Origin of the sequence: Bradyrhizobium sp. LA6.1, from assembly GCF_040547805.1 — a bacterium.
Taxonomy (GTDB): domain Bacteria; phylum Pseudomonadota; class Alphaproteobacteria; order Rhizobiales; family Xanthobacteraceae; genus Bradyrhizobium; species Bradyrhizobium barranii.
The window spans coordinates 69,769-87,647 of sequence record NZ_JBEPQK010000008.1; the positions used below are offsets into that span (position 1 = coordinate 69,769).

Annotated in this window: 16 protein-coding genes; 15 read left to right on the plus strand and 1 reads right to left on the minus strand. The window is 65.0% G+C overall.

What is annotated here, in order from left to right:
- Window positions 1–7: 7 nt before the first annotated feature.
- Window positions 8–940, plus strand: coding sequence for an N-carbamoyl-D-amino-acid hydrolase (locus ABIB99_RS21255; protein WP_354177457.1), 933 nt, complete (start codon window positions 8–10; stop codon window positions 938–940).
- Window positions 941–945: 5 nt separating this feature from the next.
- The gene (locus tag ABIB99_RS21260; protein ID WP_354177458.1) at window positions 946–1,614 is read left to right on the plus strand and encodes a flavin reductase family protein; all 669 of its coding nucleotides are present in this window, start codon (window positions 946–948) and stop codon (window positions 1,612–1,614) included.
- Here ABIB99_RS21260 and ABIB99_RS21265 read toward each other — a convergent pair.
- Window positions 1,611–2,273, minus strand: coding sequence for an aspartate/glutamate racemase family protein (locus tag ABIB99_RS21265; RefSeq protein WP_247308776.1), 663 nt, complete (start codon window positions 2,271–2,273; stop codon window positions 1,611–1,613). The genes ABIB99_RS21260 and ABIB99_RS21265 overlap by 4 nt on opposite strands.
- Window positions 2,274–2,329: 56 nt before the next feature.
- On the opposite strand from ABIB99_RS21265, the gene hydA reads away from it, so the two are divergent.
- The 13 genes from hydA to ABIB99_RS21330 all read left to right on the plus strand — a co-directional run bounded on the left by hydA (window position 2,330) and on the right by ABIB99_RS21330 (window position 17,878).
- Window positions 2,330–3,799 (plus strand): dihydropyrimidinase, encoded by a 1,470-nt coding sequence (hydA, locus tag ABIB99_RS21270; protein ID WP_354177459.1) that lies wholly within the window; start codon window positions 2,330–2,332, stop codon window positions 3,797–3,799.
- A 16-nt stretch (window positions 3,800–3,815) separates the two neighbouring features.
- On the plus strand, window positions 3,816–4,787 hold the full coding sequence (locus ABIB99_RS21275; protein WP_354177460.1) for an NAD-dependent epimerase/dehydratase family protein: 972 nt from the start codon (window positions 3,816–3,818) through the stop codon (window positions 4,785–4,787).
- A gap of 1 nt (window position 4,788) precedes the next feature.
- On the plus strand, window positions 4,789–5,538 hold the full coding sequence (locus ABIB99_RS21280; RefSeq protein WP_354177461.1) for an SDR family oxidoreductase: 750 nt from the start codon (window positions 4,789–4,791) through the stop codon (window positions 5,536–5,538).
- Entirely contained in the window at window positions 5,535–6,971 is a 1,437-nt protein-coding gene (locus ABIB99_RS21285; RefSeq protein WP_354177462.1) for an NAD(P)-binding domain-containing protein, read from the plus strand. The genes ABIB99_RS21280 and ABIB99_RS21285 overlap by 4 nt, the downstream gene beginning before the upstream one ends.
- 107 nt (window positions 6,972–7,078) lie before the next feature.
- Complete coding sequence (locus tag ABIB99_RS21290; RefSeq protein WP_354177463.1) at window positions 7,079–8,698, plus strand: ABC transporter substrate-binding protein; 1,620 nt, start codon at window positions 7,079–7,081, stop codon at window positions 8,696–8,698.
- Window positions 8,699–8,726: 28 nt separating this feature from the next.
- The gene (locus ABIB99_RS21295) at window positions 8,727–9,761 is read left to right on the plus strand and encodes an ABC transporter permease (RefSeq protein ID WP_063984406.1); all 1,035 of its coding nucleotides are present in this window, start codon (window positions 8,727–8,729) and stop codon (window positions 9,759–9,761) included.
- Window positions 9,758–10,606 carry an ABC transporter permease gene (locus ABIB99_RS21300; protein ID WP_008131147.1) on the plus strand — a complete coding sequence of 283 codons (849 nt, stop codon included), beginning with the start codon at window positions 9,758–9,760 and terminating at the stop codon, window positions 10,604–10,606. Before ABIB99_RS21295 ends, ABIB99_RS21300 begins: the two co-directional genes overlap by 4 nt.
- A complete protein-coding gene (gene nikE / locus ABIB99_RS21305) occupies window positions 10,603–12,273 on the plus strand; it encodes a nickel ABC transporter ATP-binding protein NikE (RefSeq protein ID WP_354177464.1) in 1,671 nt (556 codons plus the stop codon). Before ABIB99_RS21300 ends, nikE begins: the two co-directional genes overlap by 4 nt.
- Before the next feature lie 141 nt (window positions 12,274–12,414).
- Entirely contained in the window at window positions 12,415–14,016 is a 1,602-nt protein-coding gene (locus tag ABIB99_RS21310; protein WP_354117103.1) for an ABC transporter substrate-binding protein, read from the plus strand.
- A 17-nt stretch (window positions 14,017–14,033) separates the two neighbouring features.
- On the plus strand, window positions 14,034–14,975 hold the full coding sequence (locus ABIB99_RS21315; protein ID WP_354177465.1) for an ABC transporter permease: 942 nt from the start codon (window positions 14,034–14,036) through the stop codon (window positions 14,973–14,975).
- Entirely contained in the window at window positions 14,972–15,895 is a 924-nt protein-coding gene (locus ABIB99_RS21320) for an ABC transporter permease (protein ID WP_354177466.1), read from the plus strand. The genes ABIB99_RS21315 and ABIB99_RS21320 overlap by 4 nt, the downstream gene beginning before the upstream one ends.
- A 19-nt stretch (window positions 15,896–15,914) precedes the next feature.
- Entirely contained in the window at window positions 15,915–16,904 is a 990-nt protein-coding gene (locus ABIB99_RS21325; RefSeq protein WP_063984401.1) for an ABC transporter ATP-binding protein, read from the plus strand.
- Window positions 16,901–17,878 carry an ABC transporter ATP-binding protein gene (locus ABIB99_RS21330; protein ID WP_063984400.1) on the plus strand — a complete coding sequence of 326 codons (978 nt, stop codon included), beginning with the start codon at window positions 16,901–16,903 and terminating at the stop codon, window positions 17,876–17,878. Before ABIB99_RS21325 ends, ABIB99_RS21330 begins: the two co-directional genes overlap by 4 nt.
- Window position 17,879 lies beyond the last annotated feature (1 nt).

Genomic DNA, 17,879 nt, shown 5'->3' on the forward strand with positions numbered 1-17,879 from the left:
CCCGCTGATGCGTATCGTCACTGTTGCCGCCGCCCAGATGGGCCCGATCCAGAAGGTCGACAGCCGCGAGGCCGTGGTCAAGCGCATGATCGCGCTGATGGATGAGGCGAAAGCAAAAGGCGCCGATCTGATCGTCTATCCGGAACTGGCGCTGACGACGTTCTTCCCGCGCTGGTATTCGGAGGACCGGGCGGACGCCGACATCTGGTTCGAGCGCGAGATGCCGAATGCGGCGACCAAGCCGCTGTTCGAGCGTGCGGCGCAGCATCAGATGGCGATGAATTTCGGCTATGCCGAGCTGACGCCGGACGGGCATCACTTCAACACCGCTGTTCTCACCGACAAGTCCGGCAAGATCGTCGGCAAATATCGCAAGGTCCATTTGCCGGGCCATGTGGACTACGACACCAAGCGTTCGCACCAGCATCTGGAGAAGCGCTATTTCGAGCCAGGCGATCTCGGCTTCAACGTCTGGCGCGAGCTGGGCGGCATCATCGGCATGGCCATCTGCAACGACCGGCGCTGGCCCGAGACCTATCGCGTCATGGGCTTGCAGGGCGTCGAGATGGTGCTGATCGGCTACAACACGCCGTCGGTGAATGCGGAGAAGAGCGAGGAGGGCGTCGAGAAGCGCCTGTTCCACAACCGCCTCTCGGTGCAGGCCGGCGCCTATCAGAACGCGACCTGGGTCGTCGCGGTGGCCAAGGCGGGTGTCGAGGACGGCCATCCGCTGTTCGGCGGCAGCCTGATCGTCGATCCCGATGGAGAGATCGTCGCCGAGGCCAAGACGGAGGGCGACGAGGTCCTGGTTCACGCCTGCGACCTCGACGCCACGACGTTCGGCAAGACCACGATCTTCAATTTTGCCCAGCACCGCCGCATCGAGCATTACGGCCTGATCACCAGCCAGACCGGCGCGGTGCCGCCGCCGGAGAAGTGACGCCGATGGCGGACAAGGGCACATCCGGCATTTCCTTGCGCGAGCTCGATCCGCGCGACCGCTACAAGCTGCTTTGCGGCGTGGTCGTGCCGCGGCCGATCGCGCTGGTGACGACGCTCGACCAGAACGGAGCGGTGAATGCCGCGCCCTTCAGCTTCTTCAACGTCTTCTCCGAAAGCCCCGCGCTGATCGTGCTCGGGCTCCAGCACAAGCCGGATCACAGCCCGAAGGATACGACCCGCAACATCCATCGCGACGGCGAGTTCGTGGTTCACATGGTGGACGAGGCGCTGTCTGCCGCGATGAATGATTGCGCGGTCGATTTTCCCTCTGGCGACAGTGAGGTCGCGGCGACCGGGCTTGCGACGCTTCCCTCGGTCGATGTGAAAGTTCCGCGCTTGGCCGCTGCACCCTTTGCGCTGGAATGCCGGCGTCATGTCGTGCTGAATTTTTCGCCCGATCGCGAGCTATTGGTCGGCGAGGTGCTCAGGGTTCATGCCCGGGAGGGCCTCGTCGACGAGGCCAACATGTATGTCGATCTCGACGCCTACCGGCCGATCGGCCGCATGTTCGGCAATCTCTACACCACGCAGCGGGATAAGTTTTCCCTGACGCGCGAGAGCCATGCGCAATGGCTCGCGCGGCAGGACGCCAAAGAGCTGAAGGACGCCTAGTGAGCCGAGAACTGCACCGTACCCAGCGCCATGGTGACGGCCGCCTGTGTCGGGTCGATCACGGGAATGCCAAGCGCGTCTTCCAGCGGACGGCGATGGCGCGCCATGCCGGCGCAGCCCATCACAATGGCGCGGGCGCCGTCCTCGTCGCGCAGCGCGCGGCCGATGTCGATCATCCTGGCCAGCGTGCCTTCGCCCGACGCGGTTTCGGCAACACTCATGTTCAGCGGCCGTTCGCCGGCGAGGCGATCGGTCAATCCCATCTGCCTGAGGTAGCGCATGTGGCGCGGGATCGAGCGCTGGGCAATCGCGATGACGCCGAAGGTTTCGGCGCGGGCGAGTGCCGTCAGCACGCCGCACTCGGCGATGCCGAACACCGGCCGATCGGTGCCTTCGCGGCAGACCTGAAGCCCGGGATCGCTGTAGCAGGCGATGACAAACGCAGCCGAGCTGTTGTCGCCTTCGACCAGCCGGCGCAGCGGCATCGCAACGCCGTCGACATCGGCCTGGCTTTCAATGCCGAACGGACCCTCGGCCAGCGACTGGCAGACCAGTTCCGGCCCGCCCTCGAAGCCGAGCGGCTTCAGCGCGTCCTCCAGCCCTTGCGTGACCGCAGGGTTGGAATTCGGATTGATGACGAGAATGCGCGGCCGGGGCATGTTGGTCTTCCCTTGAAATGGCGATCACGTAGCTCAGGCATATCATGGAGTGCCTCATGACTGAACCCACATACGACCTGATCATCCGCGGCGGCCGCGTCGCCACCACGACCGATGTGTTCGAGGCCGATGTCGCGATCTCCGGCGAGACCATCGCGGCGATCGGCCGCGGGCTTCCGGCGGCCAAGCGTGAGATCGATGCGCGCGGCAAGCTGGTGCTGCCCGGCGGCGTCGACAGCCATGCGCATATCGAGCAGCTGTCCGCGGCCGGCATCATGAATGCCGACACCTTCGAGAGCGCGACCGTCTCTGCCGCGTTCGGCGGCACCACCACGGTAATCCCGTTCGCCGCCCAGCATGTCGGCATGAAGCTGCCGCAAGTGGTCGAGGATTATCACGCGCTGGCGAAGAAGGGCGCCGTGATCGACTACGCCTTTCACATGATCATCGCGGATGCGACCAAGGAGACGGTCGAGGAGCACATTCCGGCGCTGGTGAAGCAGGGCCATGGCTCGATCAAGATCTTCATGACCTATGACCGGCTCAAGGTCGACGACGAGCCGCTGCTCGACATTCTCTTGGCTGCGCGCCAGTCCGGCGCGATGTTGTGCGCCCATGCCGAAAATCACGGCATCATCGCCTGGATGGTGAAGCGCCTGCTTGCGCGCGGCTACACCATGCCGAAATACCACGCCGTCAGCCATGCCCGCGTCTCGGAAGCGGAAGCCTTTACGCGACTGATCGGCATGGCGGCGCTGATCGACCAGCCCATCATGATCTTCCATGTGTCCACGGCCGAAGGCGCCAAGGTCATCCGCGATTCGCGCGGGCAGGGGTTGAAGGTCTTCGCCGAGACCTGTCCGCAATATCTGTTCCTCACGGCAAACGATCTCGACAAGCCCGGCGCGGAGGGCGCCAAGTGGATGTGCAGCCCGCCGCCGCGCACGCATTCCGACCAGGAAGCGCTGTGGCAGGCGCTGTCGCTCGGCGATCTCCAGACCATCTCATCCGATCATGCGCCGTATCGCTACGACGAGACCGGCAAGCTGCGCGCCGGACCCAATCCGAACTTCAAGCAGGTCGCCAACGGCCTGCCGGGACTGGAGCTGCGGCTGCCGCTGCTGTTCGACGCGATGGTGTCGAAAGGGCGCTTGGGCCTTGAAAAATTCGTCGAGCTGACTTCGACGGCACCGGCCAAGATCTACAATCTGCATCCGCGCAAGGGCTCGATCGCGGTCGGCGCGGACGCCGATATCGCGATCTGGGATCCCAACCGCGAGACCGTAATCGCCGACGAGATGATGCACGATCTTGCCGGCTACACGCCGTTCGCGGGACGCAAGCTGAAGGGCTGGCCGGTTAGCGTTCTCTCGCGCGGCCGGGTGATCATCGACGGCAACAAGTGCCTCGCGGACGCCGGCAGCGGCAAGTTCCTGGCGCGCGGCGGTGGCGAAGCGGCAAAGCCGACGGGGCGGCTCGTCGCCGACATGGATCCCGAGCGGAATTTTGGGGCAAAACTGCTGTGACGGCGGATCGCGCGCGATGAAGATCGTCATCTTCGGCGGCACCGGCTTTGTCGGCCTCAATCTTGCCGAGGTGCTGCTCGCGCGCGGGCATGACGTGACGCTGTATGACCGCGCAGAGTTGCCGCCATCAGCGCGGCGAACTCTCGCGGATTACGGCGCACGGCTCAACGCCGTGCAGGGCGATATCACCGACGCGGACGCCATCGACGCTCTCATTGCCGCGGGCTGCGATGCGATCGTGCTGGGCGCCGCGGTGACGGCCGGCGATGAACTCGAGCGAGCGTCGACCGCGCGCGTTCTCGAGATCAATGTGATGGCGCAAATCCCGATCCTGCTCGCGGCGATCCGTCATGGCGTTCGCCGTGTCGTCAATCTGTCGTCTGCCTCGGCTTATGGCGCATCCGGTGGGCGGGTCGACATTCTGGACGAGGAGACGCCCTGCGATCCCATCTCGTTCTATGCGATCAGCAAGTTCACCTCGGAGCGCTCTGTCGCTCGCCATGCCGAACTCTTTGGCGGCGATTTCCTGAGCGTGCGTCTGAGCGTCGTGTTCGGTCCATGGGAGCGGCCCGGCTCGGTACGCGACACGCCAAGTCTCCAGTACCAGATCCTGGCTGCGTTTGCGCGCGGCGAGCCGGCGGTCATGCCTGAAGGCATGAGAGACTGGATCTACGCGCCGGATGCGGCCGAAGCCGTCGCACTGCTCATCGAAGCGGAGCGGCCGCGCCATCGACTCTACAACATCTCCCGCGGTGGGCTATGGCCAGCGCTGCAATGGGGCGAGGCCTTTGCGGCGCTGCATCCCGGCCTGCAATGCCGGCTTGCGGCGCCCGGCGAGCAGACGGCCATCAAGCTGCATGGATCCTATCGCGCGCCGCTGTCGGTGACGCGGATGGCGGATGAGTTCGGCTGGCGCGCGCAGCTCGGCTGCGCTGAATCCGCCGCCGCGATGAGCGCCTGGTTGACCCAGCACAAGGAGTGGATCTGAGATGCGGCTGCAGGGGCGCACGGCCATCATCACAGGAGCAGCTTCGGGCATCGGTCGTGCAAGCGCGAAGCTGTTTGCGGAGGAGGGCGCGCATCTAGCTTTGGTCGATCGCGATGCCGCGGGCCTTCAGGAAACGCTGAGCCTTGTGGGCAACGCCACGACGCATGTCGGGGACGTCGGCGATGCCGGTTTCGCCGAAACAGTTGTAGGCAAGGTGATCGCGCGGCACGGCCGGCTCGATGTCCTCATGACTGCCGCCGGCTTTTCCTGTGGCGGCACGGTCCTGACGACGACCCTGGACGACTGGGACGCGGTGTTCCGCGCCAATGTCGGCGGCACCTGGTTGTGGGCGCGGGCGGCGGTGCCGCAGATGCAGCAGCAGAAGAGCGGCTCGATCATCACGCTGGCATCGCAGCTTGCGATCGCCGGCGGCAAGGGCAACAGCGCCTATATCGCCGCCAAGGGTGCGATTGTCAGCCTGACGCGGACCATGGCGGTCGATTTCGCGACCGACGGCATCCGTGTCAACGCGATTGCGCCCGGCGCGATCGATACGCCGATGCTGCGCCGCAGCTTTGCCCGCCACGCCAATTCGGACGAGGTGAGCGAAGCGTCCCGCAACCGCCACGCCATGAAGCGGTTCGGCCAGGCGGAGGAAATCGCTCAGACCGCGCTGCATCTCGCGAGCGATGCGTCCTTGTTCACGACCGGCACCGTGATGGTGGTGGACGGAGGCTGGCTCGCGGCATGAGCGTCACGCTGACAGAGCTCGAAGCGACCGTTCGTGCCGATCTCGCCATGATCGCGCATCCCGGCGCCTCATGGCTCGAACCGAAGATCGGACCGGACGGCAAGCCTGCGCTGGATGTGCTGATCATCGGCGCCGGCCAGTCCGGTATCGCCATCGGCTTCGGCCTGATGCGCTCGCGCGTCGGCAACATCCTGCTGCTCGACAAGGCCGAGGAGGGGAAGGAGGGCCCGTGGCTCACCTATGCCCGCATGCCGACGCTGCGCAGCCCGAAGGACTATACGGGACCTGACCTCGATATCCCGAGCCTGACCTATCAGTCCTGGCACGAAGCCCGTTTCGGCAAGGAGAGCTGGCAGGAGCTGAATCTGATCCTGAGAGAGCATTGGGCGGACTATCTGCTCTGGCTGCGACGCACGATCGGTCTGCCCGTGCGTAACGGCTGCGAGCTTCTGGAGATTGCGCCTGCATCAGACAGTCTGCTCGCCGCGCGCGTGAGACGCGCCGATGGCGTCGAGACGCTCTATGCCCGCAAGATCGTGTTGGCGACGGGGCAGGAGGGCATGGGCGACTGGGTCATTCCGGAGCCGCTTCGTCAGTTGCCAGCGAGTTCGGTCGCAACTGTTACCGACGACATCGACTTCGAAAGCCTTTGCGGCAAGCGCGTCGCGGTGATCGGCGCCGGCGCGTCCGCCTTCGACAATGCGGCGACCGCGCTGGAGGCAGGCGCGGCGGAGGTGCATCTGCTCTGCCGCCGCGCTCAGATCCAGGTGATCCAGCCCTATCGCTGGCTCACCTTTCGCGGCTTCCTGCGCCATCTCAGCGATCTCGACGATGCCTGGCGCTGGCGCTTCATGCGCAAGATCCTCGAGATGCGCGAGGGATTTCCGCAGCCGACCTACGACCGCTGCGCGCGTCACACCAACTTCACATTGCACGAGGGCGCGCCGGTCGAGGGCACCAGGCAAACCGATGGCGGTGTCGAATTGCACACGCCACGCGGCGCCATCACCGCGGATTTCGTCATTTGCGGCACCGGCATCGACATGAACTTCGCCGGCCGCGGCGAGCTCGCCAAATTTGCCGGCAATATCGCGACCTGGGCCGATCGCTATCAGCCGCCTTCGAGCGAGCACAACGCGCGGCTCGGCCGCTTTCCCTATCTCGCTGACGATTACGCCTTCACCGAGCGTGTGCCGGGCGAGACGCCGTGGATCTCAGACATCCATCTGTTCGCCATCGCCTCCACCATGAGTTTTGGTCCGTCGGGATCGTCGATCAATGCGATGACGACCGCCATTCCCAAGCTGGTCAATGGCCTGACGCGCGGCTTGTTTCGCGCCGATGTCGAACGCCACTGGGCTTCGCTCAGCGTCTACGACGTGCCGCAGGCCGTGGTTGCGCGGCCCGCGCGAACAATGGAGGAATCGCGATGATCATCCATGCACCGCCGCGACGAAGCGCCTCTGCGGGATTGGCGCGCAACTTGCTTCTTTCTTGACCTGCCTTGCTGGCGTTCTTGCCGAAATTTTGGGGAAAACGAATGCGTTTTGTGTCTTTCAGGCCCGCGGCCTCAGTCCTCGCCACCACTGCGCTGTTGCTCATTGCCACCGCGCCTTCGCAGGCGCAGACCAGAGCGGAGACGTTGCGCTATGTCACCGGCTCGGCCGTCAACACGCTCGATCCCAACATCCCCGGGTCGACGCGCGAATCCTTCGCGCTGAGCATGAGCACCTACGACCGGCTGGTGGCGTTCGGCCGCAAGCAGCTCAACGGCAAATGGGTGTTCGACCTCGACACGATCACCGGCGAGCTCGCCGAATCCTACGACGTCAGCCCCGATGGTCTGAAGATCACCTTCCGCCTGCGTAAGGACGCAAAATTCCAGGACGGCTCGCCCGTCACGGCCGAGGACGTGAAATGGTCGCTCGATCGCTGTGTCACCGCGCCGATCCTCGGCAAGGCCCAGCTCCTGACGGGATCGTTGACGTCGGCCGACCAGTTCAAGGTGATCGATCCCCTCACCATCGAGGTGACGCTGCCGAAGCCCGACAAGCTCGCGCTGCCCAATCTCGCCACCGTCTATCCCCTGATCATCAACTCGAAGGTGGCAAAAGAGCACGCGACGCCGGATGATCCCTGGGCCACCGCATGGCTGAAGGAGCACACCGCCGGCAGCGGTGCTTACGTGGTCGAGACCTTCAAGCCGGGCGAGCAGGTCATCATCAAACGGGATGAGGCCTGGAATCGCGGTTCGGCCAACAAGCCCGCGTTCTTCAAGCGCGTGATTATTCAGTCCGTGCCGGAGCCGGCGACCCGCGCCAACCTGGTCGAGCGCGGCGATGCCGACCTCGTCGTCGATCTCCAGGCCAGCGACGTGCAGTCGCTCGAGGCCAAGGGCAAGCTCAAGGTGGTCTCGACCCCGCAGTACAATGCGATCACCTATGTCTCGATGAACAACCAGATGCCGCCCTTCGACAACGTCAATGTCCGCCGTGCCATCGCTTACGCGCTGCCCTATGACGACATGTTCAAGGCCGCCCTGTTCGGCCGCGGCGCGCCGCTGTTCGGCGCGACCTGGCCGGACGGCAAGCCGCTAAACGGCATCTATCCGTTCCAGCAGCCCGTGAAGGTCGACCTCGACAAGGCAAGGGAATATCTCAAGGCGGCCGGGCTCCCCGAGGGTTTCTCGACTACCTTCAGCTTCAACGTCGGCCAGTCCTCGACCGCGGAGCCGATGGCCGCGCTGGTGAAGGAGTCACTCGGCAAGATCGGGATCAAGGTCGACATCCAGAAGCTGCCGGACGCACAGATGTCCACGCAGATCAACGAGAAGAAGCTTCCCTTCTACACCGAGGGCATCGTAGCGTGGTTGCCGTCGACCGATTACTTCTACCGCAACTTCTACACCGGCAATCAGCGCTGGAATTACAGCTCGATCAACAACCCGGATCTTGCCGCAATCGCGCAGGAGGCGCGTTTCGAGCCGGACAAGGCCAAGTATGAGGAAGCCGGCCGCAAGCTCAATGCGATGCACGTCGATCTGATGCCGCAGATCATGCTGTGGCAGCCGAACCAGGATGCGGTGATGGCGTCGTCGGTCGAAGGCTACACCTACGAGTTCCACCGCCAGGTCGACTATCGCGACGTCAGCCGCAAGTGATGGCGGCAAACAAGAGAGGCTCCGAAAGGTGACGACCGGTCTTGGTGCAACCATGGTGCGGGCGGGTAGGCGGCTTCTGTCGTCGCTGCCGGCGCTGTTCGGTGTGTTGGTCTTCACCTTTCTGCTGATGCGCGTGCTGCCCGGCGACCCCGCGGTGTTCTTCGCCTCGGGGCCCAATGCCGGCAAGGAGGAGATCGAGCAGATCCGCAAGCAGATGGGGCTCGACAGGTCTGTGCCGGAGCAGCTCGTGTTCTATCTCTCCGACATCGGCCACGGCAATCTCGGCCGCTCCATGATGACGGGGCAGCCGGTGCTGAAGGACCTGCGCGAACGGCTGCCGGCCTCGCTGGAGCTCACCTTCACGGCGCTCCTGATCGCGCTGATCGCGGCGGTACCGCTTGGCGTGGTCGCGGCCTTGAAGCCCGGCTCGATCGTCGATCACGGCGTGCGGCTGTTCTGCGCGCTCGGCGTCTGCGTGCCGACCTTCGTCTCGGGCCTGCTGTTGATCTATGTCTTCTACTATCTGCTCGGGCTCGCGCCTGATCCGACCGGGCGGATCGACGTGTTCACTTCGCTGCCGCCGCAACGGACCGGGTTCCTGTCGATCGATTTCCTGCTGGCGGGAGATATCGAGGGCTGGTGGGCGGCCTGCAAGCAGTTGATTCTGCCGGCGGTGAGCATGGCCCTGTTCGTGATCGCGCCGCTGGCGCGGATCACGCGGGCCTCGATGCTGGTTTCGCTCGGCAGCGATTTCGTGCGCACTGCGCGCTCGGTCGGATTGTCCTGGCACAAGGTGGTCGTCACTTATGCGCTGCGGAACGCGATCCTGCCCGTCATCACCATCGCCGGCATCGTGTTCTCGACCATGCTGGGCGCCAATGTCCTGGTGGAGAAAGTGTTCTCCTGGCCGGGCGTCGCTTCCTACGCGCTCGATGCGCTCTTATCCTCCGACTATGCGCCCGTGCAGGGCTTCGTGCTGCTGATGGCCAGCCTGTTCGTGCTGGTCAATCTCGTGGTCGACATCTGCTACGGCATCGCCGATCCCAGGGTGTCGATCGAATGACCAGCGCAACTCTCCGCCATTCGGTCTGGATTCTGCGCGGCAATCCGCTCACCGCCGTTGCCGCGGCCGGCGTTGCGCTGTTCGTCCTGATTGCGATCTTCGGGCCCTGGATCGTGCCCTATGATCCCGTGGTCTCTAATGTCTCGGAGGCTCTTTTGCCGCCGAGCGCGGCGCATCTCGCCGGCACCGACCAGCTCGGCCGCGATGTGTTCAGCCGCCTCATCATCGCGGCGCGCCTCGATCTTGCCATTGCCGTCTCCGCGGTCGGCATCTCCTTCGTGATCGGCGCCGTCGTCGGCGCGTTCTGCGGCTATGCCGGCGGCAAGCTCGATCGCGGCGTCGGCCGTTTTGTCGATGTGATGATGGCCTTTCCGCTGTTCGTGCTGGCGATGGCGATGGTCGCCGCCTTGGGCAACCGGATCGAGAACATCGTGATCGCGACCGCGATCATCAATCTGCCGTTCTACATCCGCTTCGCGCGCGCCGAGGTCAACGTCCGCCGCAATGTCGGCTGGGTTGAAGCCGCGCGCGCCTGCGGCGAGAGCCATTTCTCGGTGGTGCTGCGCTTCCTGCTGCCGAATATCCTGCCGGCGATGGCGGTGCAGATCTCGCTCAATCTCGGCTGGGCCATTCTCAATGCGGCCGGCCTGTCCTTCATCGGCCTCGGCGTCAAGCCGCCGACGCCGGAATGGGGCATCATGGTCGCGGAGGGCGCGCGCTTCATCTCGACCGGGCGATGGTGGCTGGTGGCTTTTCCGGGTCTTGCGCTGATGATGGCCGTGCTGTGCTTCAATCTCCTCGGTGACGGGATGCGGGACATTCTCGATCCGCGGATGCGCACATGAGCGAGGAGCTGCTAGGGATCAACGACCTCCACGTGTCGTTCTCGACGCGGCGCGGCATGGTCGAGGCCGTGCGCGGCGTGACGCTGTCGGTCGAGAAGGGCGAGATGCTCGGCCTCGTCGGCGAGAGCGGCTCGGGCAAGTCGGTCACCGGCTTTGCAACGACGCGGCTGCTCGATGCGGCCGGGCGCGTCACCGGCGGCAAGATCCTGTTTCGCGGGCAGGACGTCACAAAACTCAGGGGCGATGACCTTCGTCAACTCCAGGGCGCCGCGATGTCCATGATCTTCCAGAATCCGCGCGCGGCGCTCAATCCGATCCGCGCGATCGGCTTGCAGATCGCGGATGCGATCCTCACGCATAAGAAGATATCGAAGGACGCCGCGCGCGCCGAGGCGCTCGAGCTGCTGCGCGCGGTCCAGATCCGCGACCCCGAGACGCGGATGAACGCCTATCCGCACGAGCTCTCCGGCGGCATGTGCCAGCGCGTCATGATCGCGATCGCGATTTCCTGCAATCCTGCGCTGCTGATCGCCGACGAGCCGACCACCGGCCTCGACGTCACGACCCAGAAGGTGGTGATGGATCTGCTCGCAGACATTGCCGCCGCGCGCGGCATGGCGACGATCCTGATCACGCACGATCTCGGTCTCGCGGCGCGCTATTGCCGCCGCATCGCCGTGATGGAGCGCGGCCGCATCGTCGAGGAAGCGAGCCCCAAAAAGCTCTTCAGCGCACCGCAGCACGCCTATACCCGCCGCCTGGTGGCGGCATCGCCGACCGCGACGTCGCGGATCGAGGACCTCGTGACGGAGGAGGAGCGGGAACGGCATGCGACGATCGTGAGCAAGCCAAGGCAGGAGCTCCCGCACGGGACGCCGCCGCTCCTCGAGGTGCGCAAGCTCGCCAAGCGATTTGACCAGGGCTCCGCGGCGGTCGCGGATTTCTCGATGACGATGGCCGGCGGCGAGAGCGTTGGGCTCGTCGGCGAGTCCGGCTCCGGCAAGAGCACGACGTCGCGGATGATCTGCCGCCTGATCGACCCGAGCGAAGGCGATATCGTGTTCGACGGCCAGTCGATCGGCCATGTCGCCTCGCGTGACTTCCATCGCTCGCCGCTGCGCAAAGACATCCAGATGGTCTTTCAGGACCCGAACGAGAGCCTCAACCCACGCTTCACGGCGTTCGACTGCATTGCCCATCCCCTGATGCGGCTCGACGGCATGCGTGCGGGTGATGCACTGCGCAAGCGGGTGGAAGAGTGTGCGGAGCGGGTGGGCTTGCCGCTCGATCTGCTGCCGCGCTTTCCGCACCAGCTCTCCGGCGGCCAGAAGGCGCGCGTCGGCATTGCCCGCGCCATCGCCTGCCGGCCGCGGCTGCTGGTGCTGGACGAGCCGACCGCCGCGCTCGACGTCTCGGTGCAGGCGGTGGTGCTGCAACTGCTCGACCGTCTCAGGCGCGAGAACGACATCGCGCTGCTGTTCGTCAGCCACGACCTCAATGTCGTGCGCATGCTCTGCGACCGCACCATCGTGCTGCGCAATGGCGGCATCGTGGAGCAGGGGGAGAGCCGGGCGCTGTTCGACAATCCCAAGACCGACTACACGCGCAAGCTGGTCGAGGCGATTCCGCATATCGAGACCGGACCGGCACTGGCGGCCGCGCTTTGACGCCTGAACCGGTCGTAATCCAGATGAGATCCCGCTGGCGAAGGCCCGGTTAGTGGCATACCATTTGCACGCCAATGGGTTCTGGTTTCACCTGCCTTTGGCCAACGATGGCCGGCATCACGGCACTACTGGGAGGATTTCATGGATCGCAGGACCGTTTTGAAGGGACTGGCCGGCGCGGGCGGTCTGGCATTGACCGGCCTCTCGGCCCCGGCGATCGCACAAGGCGCCTCTGCGCGCACCCTGCGCTTCGTGCCGCAAGCCAACCTCGCCAATTTCGATCCCATCTGGGGCACGCAATATGTCGTGCGCAACGCGGCGGCGCTGGTCTGGGACACGCTCTACGGCGTCGATGCCAAGCTCCAGCCGCAGCGTCAGATGGTCGAGTCCGAGGAGACCACCGACGACGGCAAGACCTGGACCTTCAAGCTGCGCCCGGGTCTCAAGTTCCATGACGGCGAGCCGGTGCTGAGCAAGGATGTCGTCGCGAGCCTGTCGCGCTGGGCCGCGCGCGATCCAATGGGTCTGATGATCCTCGCTATCCAGCAGGAATTGACTCCGGTCGACGACCGCACCTTCAAATGGGTCCTGAAGCAGCCTTTCCCGAAAATGCTGTACGCGCTGGCCAAGAACAACGCGCCGTGCTCCTTCATCATGCCCGAGCGCATCGCGAAGACGGATCCGTTCAAGCAGATCACCGAATATGTCGGCTCGGGTCCGATGAAGTTCGCCAAGAGCGAATGGGTGCCCGGCGCCAAGTCGGTGTTCGAGAAGTTCACCGATTACGTGCCGCGACAGGAGAAGGCGTCGTGGCTTGCCGGCGGCAAGAACATCCTGGTCGATCGCGTCGAGTGGCTGGTGATGCCGGATCCGGCCACCGCTGCGGCCGCCTTGCAGAACGGGGAGGTCGACTGGTGGGAGAACCCGATCTCCGATCTCGTACCCGTGCTGAAGAAGAACAAGAACATCAGCGTCGATATCGGCGATCCCCTCGGCAATATCGGCTCCTTCCGCATGAACCATCTGCACCCACCCTTCAACAATGTGAAGGCGAGGCGCGCGGTGCTGATGGCGTTGAGCCAGGAAGACTATATGCGTGCGCTTGTCGGCGACGACGATACGTTGTGGAAGCCGCTGCCCGGCTTTTTTACGCCGGACACACCGCTCTACACCGAGTTGGGCGGCGAGATCCTGAAGGGAAAGCGCGATTTCGACGCGGCCAAGAAGCTGCTCGCCGAGAGCGGCTATTCCGGCCAGCCGGTCACATGCGTGGTCGCGCAGGACCAGTCGATCACGAAGGCGCAGGGCGACGTCACCGCGGATCTGCTCAAGAAGCTCGGCATGAATGTCGATTTCGTCGCGACCGATTGGGGCACGGTGGGCGCGCGCCGCGCGATGAAGACACCGCCGGGGCAGGGCGGCTGGAATATGTTCCACAGCTGGCACGCCGGCGCCGATTGCATCAATCCGGCCGCCTACACCGCCATCCGCGCCAATGGCGACAAGGCCTGGTTCGGCTGGCCCAACAGCCCGAACACCGAGAAGGAGATCACGGCCTGGTTCGACGCCAAGAATCTCGAGGAGGAGAAGGCCGCGATCGGGCAGGTCAACAAGGCGGCGCTCGAGGATGTCGTCTACGCGCCGACCGGTTTCTTCCTAACCTACACGGCATGGCGCAAGAACGTCTCCGGCATCACCAAGGGGCCGCTGCCGTTCTTCTGGAACGTGTCGAAATCCGCATGATGGTACGCTGAAGCCAGATGCTCTCTTACATCCTCCGTCGCATCGTCTCGACCTTGCCGGTGATGGCAATCGTCGCGCTGTTCGTGTTCAGCCTGCTCTACATCGCGCCGGGTGATCCCGCCGTGGTGATCGCGGGCGACCAGGCGAGCCCGGAGGATGTGGAGCGCATTCGCCAGAGTCTGGGTCTCGACCGTCCTTTCCTGATCCAGTTCGGAAGCTGGGTCTGGCGCATTCTGCACGGCGATCTCGGCACCTCGATCTTCACCAACCTTCCGGTCTCGACGATGATCGGACAGCGTCTCGGGCCGACACTGTCGCTGATGATGGTCACGCTGCTACTCACCATCGTGGTCGCGGTGCCGCTTGGCGTCGTGGCCGCATGGAGGGCGGGGAGCCTGATCGACCGCGTCATCATGGCATTCGCCGTGTTCGGCTTCTCGCTGCCCGTCTTCGTCGTCGGCTATATCCTCGCCTATGTATTCGCACTCGAGCTCGAATGGCTTCCGGTGCAGGGCTATACGCCGCTCACGGAAGGCTTCTGGCCGTGGCTGCAAAACCTGATCCTGCCATCGATCGCGCTCGGCTGCGTCTACATCGCGCTGATCGCGCGCATCACCCGTGCCACCATGCTTGAAGTCTTGCAGCAGGACTATATCCGCACCGCGCGGGCCAAGGGCCTCGGGCAAGGCGGCATCCTCTTCGTTCACGCGCTGAAGAACGCCGCGGTGCCGATCGTCACGGTGATCGGGATCGGCATCGCACTCCTGATCGGCGGCGCCGTCGTCACGGAAAGCGTGTTCGCGATCCCCGGCCTCGGCCGGCTCACGATCGACGCGATCCTGCGGCGCGACTATCCCGTCATCCAGGGCATCGTGCTCCTCTTCAGCTTCGTCTACGTCCTCGTCAATCTGATGATCGACGTCGTCTACACGCTCGTTGACCCGAGGATCCGCTATTGACCGATGCGACCGTCAATCCGCAAGCGCTGCCGGCGGGCTTCGTTCTCGCGCCGCAACTGCCTGAAATCCTGCGGCCGGTTAGGATCCGGCGCGGCTTCATCGGCCTCTTGCGTGGCCATCCCACGGTCGCGATCGGCGGCGCGCTGCTGCTGACGCTCGTTCTGATCGCGATCTTCGCGCCCTATCTCGGGACGGTCGATCCGACGGCACTTGCGCCCGCCAAGCGCACCCGCGCGCCGTCCGCCGCGTTCTGGTTTGGCTCCGACGTGCTGGGCCGCGACATCTATTCGCGCGTGCTCTTTGGCGCGCGGGTCTCGCTCACGGTCGGCCTGTCGGTTGCGATCCTCGCATCCGCGGCGGGCCTCGCCATCGGCATCGTCTCCGGCTTCATCCGCTGGGCAGATGGCATCTTGATGCGGTTCATGGACGGCCTGATGTCGATCCCGCCGATCCTGCTCGCAATCGCGCTGATGGCGCTGACGCGCGGCAGCGTCGGCAACGTCATCCTGGCCATCACCATCGCCGAGATCCCGCGGGTTTCCCGTCTTGTCCGTAGCGTGGTGCTCTCGCTGCGCGAGCAGCCCTATGTGGATGCCGCGGTCGCCTGCGGCACGCGGACGCCGATGATCATCCTGCGCCACATCCTGCCCAACACGCTGGCGCCGATGCTGGTTCAGGCGACTTATATCTGCGCCAGCGCCATGATCACGGAGGCGATCCTGTCCTTCATCGGGGCGGGCACGCCGCCCACCATTCCGTCCTGGGGCAACATCATGGCCGAAGGCCGCGCGCTGTGGCAGGTCAAGCCCTACATCGTGTTCTTCCCGGCGGCGTTCCTCTCCGTCACCGTGCTCGCCGTGAACCTGCTCGGCGACGGCCTTCGCGATGCGCTCGATCCGCGCATGGCCAAGAGCCTCTGATGTCGAGGGGTTGATCGCGATGGCCTTGCTCGAAGTCGAGAATCTCCAGACCCACTTTCGCACCCCCGGCGGCATCAACCGCGCGGTCGACGGCGTGTCCTTTCATGTCAACGAAGGCGAGACGCTCGCCATCGTCGGCGAATCCGGCTGCGGCAAGTCGGTGACCTCGATGTCGCTGATGCGGCTGATTCCGGAGCCGCCGGGCAGGATCGCAGGCGCTGTCCGCTTCGCGGGCAGGGACCTGCTGCAACTGTCCGATCGCGAGATGCGCGCCATCCGCGGCAACGACATCTCGATGATCTTTCAGGAGCCGATGACGAGCCTCAACCCGGTTCTGACGGTCGGCCGCCAGATCCGCGAGACGCTGATGATCCATCAGGGCCTCGACAAGCAGGCGGCCGAGGCGCATGCGATCGAGATGCTGACGCTGGTCGGCATTCCCGAGCCGAAGCGGCGCGTGCGCGAATACCCGCACCAGCTTTCCGGCGGCATGCGCCAGCGCGTGATGATCGCGATTGCGCTGGCCTGCAATCCAAAGCTCCTGATCGCCGACGAGCCGACCACCGCGCTCGACGTGACGATCCAGGCGCAGATCCTGAAATTGATGCTCGATCTCAAGCGCCGGGTCGGCGCGGCGATCATCCTGATCACTCACGACCTCGGTGTCGTCGCCGAGATCGCCGAACGCGTCATGGTCATGTATGCCGGCCGCAAGGTCGAGGAGGCGCCGGTGGCCGAGCTGTTCCGCTCGCCGCGTCATCCCTATACGCAGGGCCTGCTCGGCGCCGTGCCGCGGCTCGGCTCGTCACTAACAGGCACCGCGCGGCGTCTCGCCGAGATCCCGGGGCAGGTGCCTGATCTGCGCAAGCCTATCATCGGCTGCGTCTTCGCCGGCCGCTGCGCGCTCGCGACCGATCTCTGCCGCCAATATGCGCCTGGGCTCGAAGAGAAGGCGCCTCGCCACGTCGCCGCCTGCCACTATTCCGCCAAGGGGGCCATCGCGGCATGAGTCCTCCGCTGCTCCAGGTCAACGACCTCAAGAAGCATTTTCCGGTCAAAAAGGGCCTGTTCGGCCGCAAGTCCGAATATGTCTATGCCGTCGACGGTGTCTCGTTCGAAATCGCGAAGGGCGAGACGCTGTCGCTGGTCGGCGAGTCCGGCTGCGGCAAGTCCACGGTCGGCCGTGCCATCCTGCGGCTGTTCGACATCACGGCGGGCCAGGTGATCCTCGACGGCCAGCGCATCGACGACGCACATCCGAGCACGATGCGCCAGATGCGCCGCCGCGTGCAGGTGGTGTTCCAGGATCCGTTCTCGAGCCTCAATCCGCGCATGCGCGTGCGCGACATCCTGGCCGAGCCGATCCGAAATTTCGGCCTCGCCAAATCCGCCACCGATCTCGAAACCCGCGTGACGGCGCTGATGGATACCGTGCGGCTGCCGCGCGAGGCGCTCAACCGCCGGCCGCACGAATTCTCCGGCGGCCAGCGTCAGCGCATCGGCATTGCGCGGGCGCTCGCAGCCGAGCCCGAGCTGATCGTCTGCGACGAGGCGGTCTCCGCGCTCGACGTCTCGGTCAAGGCGCAGATCGTCAATCTCTTGCAGGATCTCCAGCGCGAGTTCGGCCTGGCGCTGCTGTTCATCAGCCATGACCTCGCCATCGTCGAGCACATGACTCACCGCGTCGCGGTGATGTATCTCGGCAAGATCGTCGAGGTGGCGCCGCGCCGCGAGATCTTTGCCGCGCCAAGGCATCCCTATACCAAGGCGCTGCTCTCCGCGGTGCCGCTGCCCGAGCCCGGCGCCCAGCGCAATCCCATCATCCTCAAGGGGGACGTGCCGAGCCCGATCAACCCGCCGAGCGGGTGCCGCTTCCACACCCGTTGCCCATACGTCTTCGACCGTTGCCGGACGGAGGAGCCGATGCTGCGTTCGACCGGACCCGAGCAATGGGTGGCCTGTCACCTCGAAGAGGCGCCGTAGG

What these genes read in the sequence shown, in the direction of transcription:
- ABIB99_RS21265 (WP_247308776.1), bottom strand. Translation starts at nt 2,273, where the DNA reads ATGCCCCGGCCGCGCATTCTCGTCATCAATCCGAATTCCAACCCTGCG.
- ABIB99_RS21300 (WP_008131147.1), top strand. Translation starts at nt 9,758, where the DNA reads ATGACCAGCGCAACTCTCCGCCATTCGGTCTGGATTCTGCGCGGCAAT.
- ABIB99_RS21325 (WP_063984401.1), top strand. Translation starts at nt 15,915, where the DNA reads ATGGCCTTGCTCGAAGTCGAGAATCTCCAGACCCACTTTCGCACCCCC.
- ABIB99_RS21280 (WP_354177461.1), top strand. Translation starts at nt 4,789, where the DNA reads ATGCGGCTGCAGGGGCGCACGGCCATCATCACAGGAGCAGCTTCGGGC.
- hydA (WP_354177459.1), top strand. Translation starts at nt 2,330, where the DNA reads ATGACTGAACCCACATACGACCTGATCATCCGCGGCGGCCGCGTCGCC.
- ABIB99_RS21315 (WP_354177465.1), top strand. Translation starts at nt 14,034, where the DNA reads ATGCTCTCTTACATCCTCCGTCGCATCGTCTCGACCTTGCCGGTGATG.
- ABIB99_RS21285 (WP_354177462.1), top strand. Translation starts at nt 5,535, where the DNA reads ATGAGCGTCACGCTGACAGAGCTCGAAGCGACCGTTCGTGCCGATCTC.
- nikE (WP_354177464.1), top strand. Translation starts at nt 10,603, where the DNA reads ATGAGCGAGGAGCTGCTAGGGATCAACGACCTCCACGTGTCGTTCTCG.
- ABIB99_RS21290 (WP_354177463.1), top strand. Translation starts at nt 7,079, where the DNA reads ATGCGTTTTGTGTCTTTCAGGCCCGCGGCCTCAGTCCTCGCCACCACT.
- ABIB99_RS21260 (WP_354177458.1), top strand. Translation starts at nt 946, where the DNA reads ATGGCGGACAAGGGCACATCCGGCATTTCCTTGCGCGAGCTCGATCCG.
- ABIB99_RS21255 (WP_354177457.1), top strand. Translation starts at nt 8, where the DNA reads ATGCGTATCGTCACTGTTGCCGCCGCCCAGATGGGCCCGATCCAGAAG.
- ABIB99_RS21275 (WP_354177460.1), top strand. Translation starts at nt 3,816, where the DNA reads ATGAAGATCGTCATCTTCGGCGGCACCGGCTTTGTCGGCCTCAATCTT.
- ABIB99_RS21330 (WP_063984400.1), top strand. Translation starts at nt 16,901, where the DNA reads ATGAGTCCTCCGCTGCTCCAGGTCAACGACCTCAAGAAGCATTTTCCG.
- ABIB99_RS21310 (WP_354117103.1), top strand. Translation starts at nt 12,415, where the DNA reads ATGGATCGCAGGACCGTTTTGAAGGGACTGGCCGGCGCGGGCGGTCTG.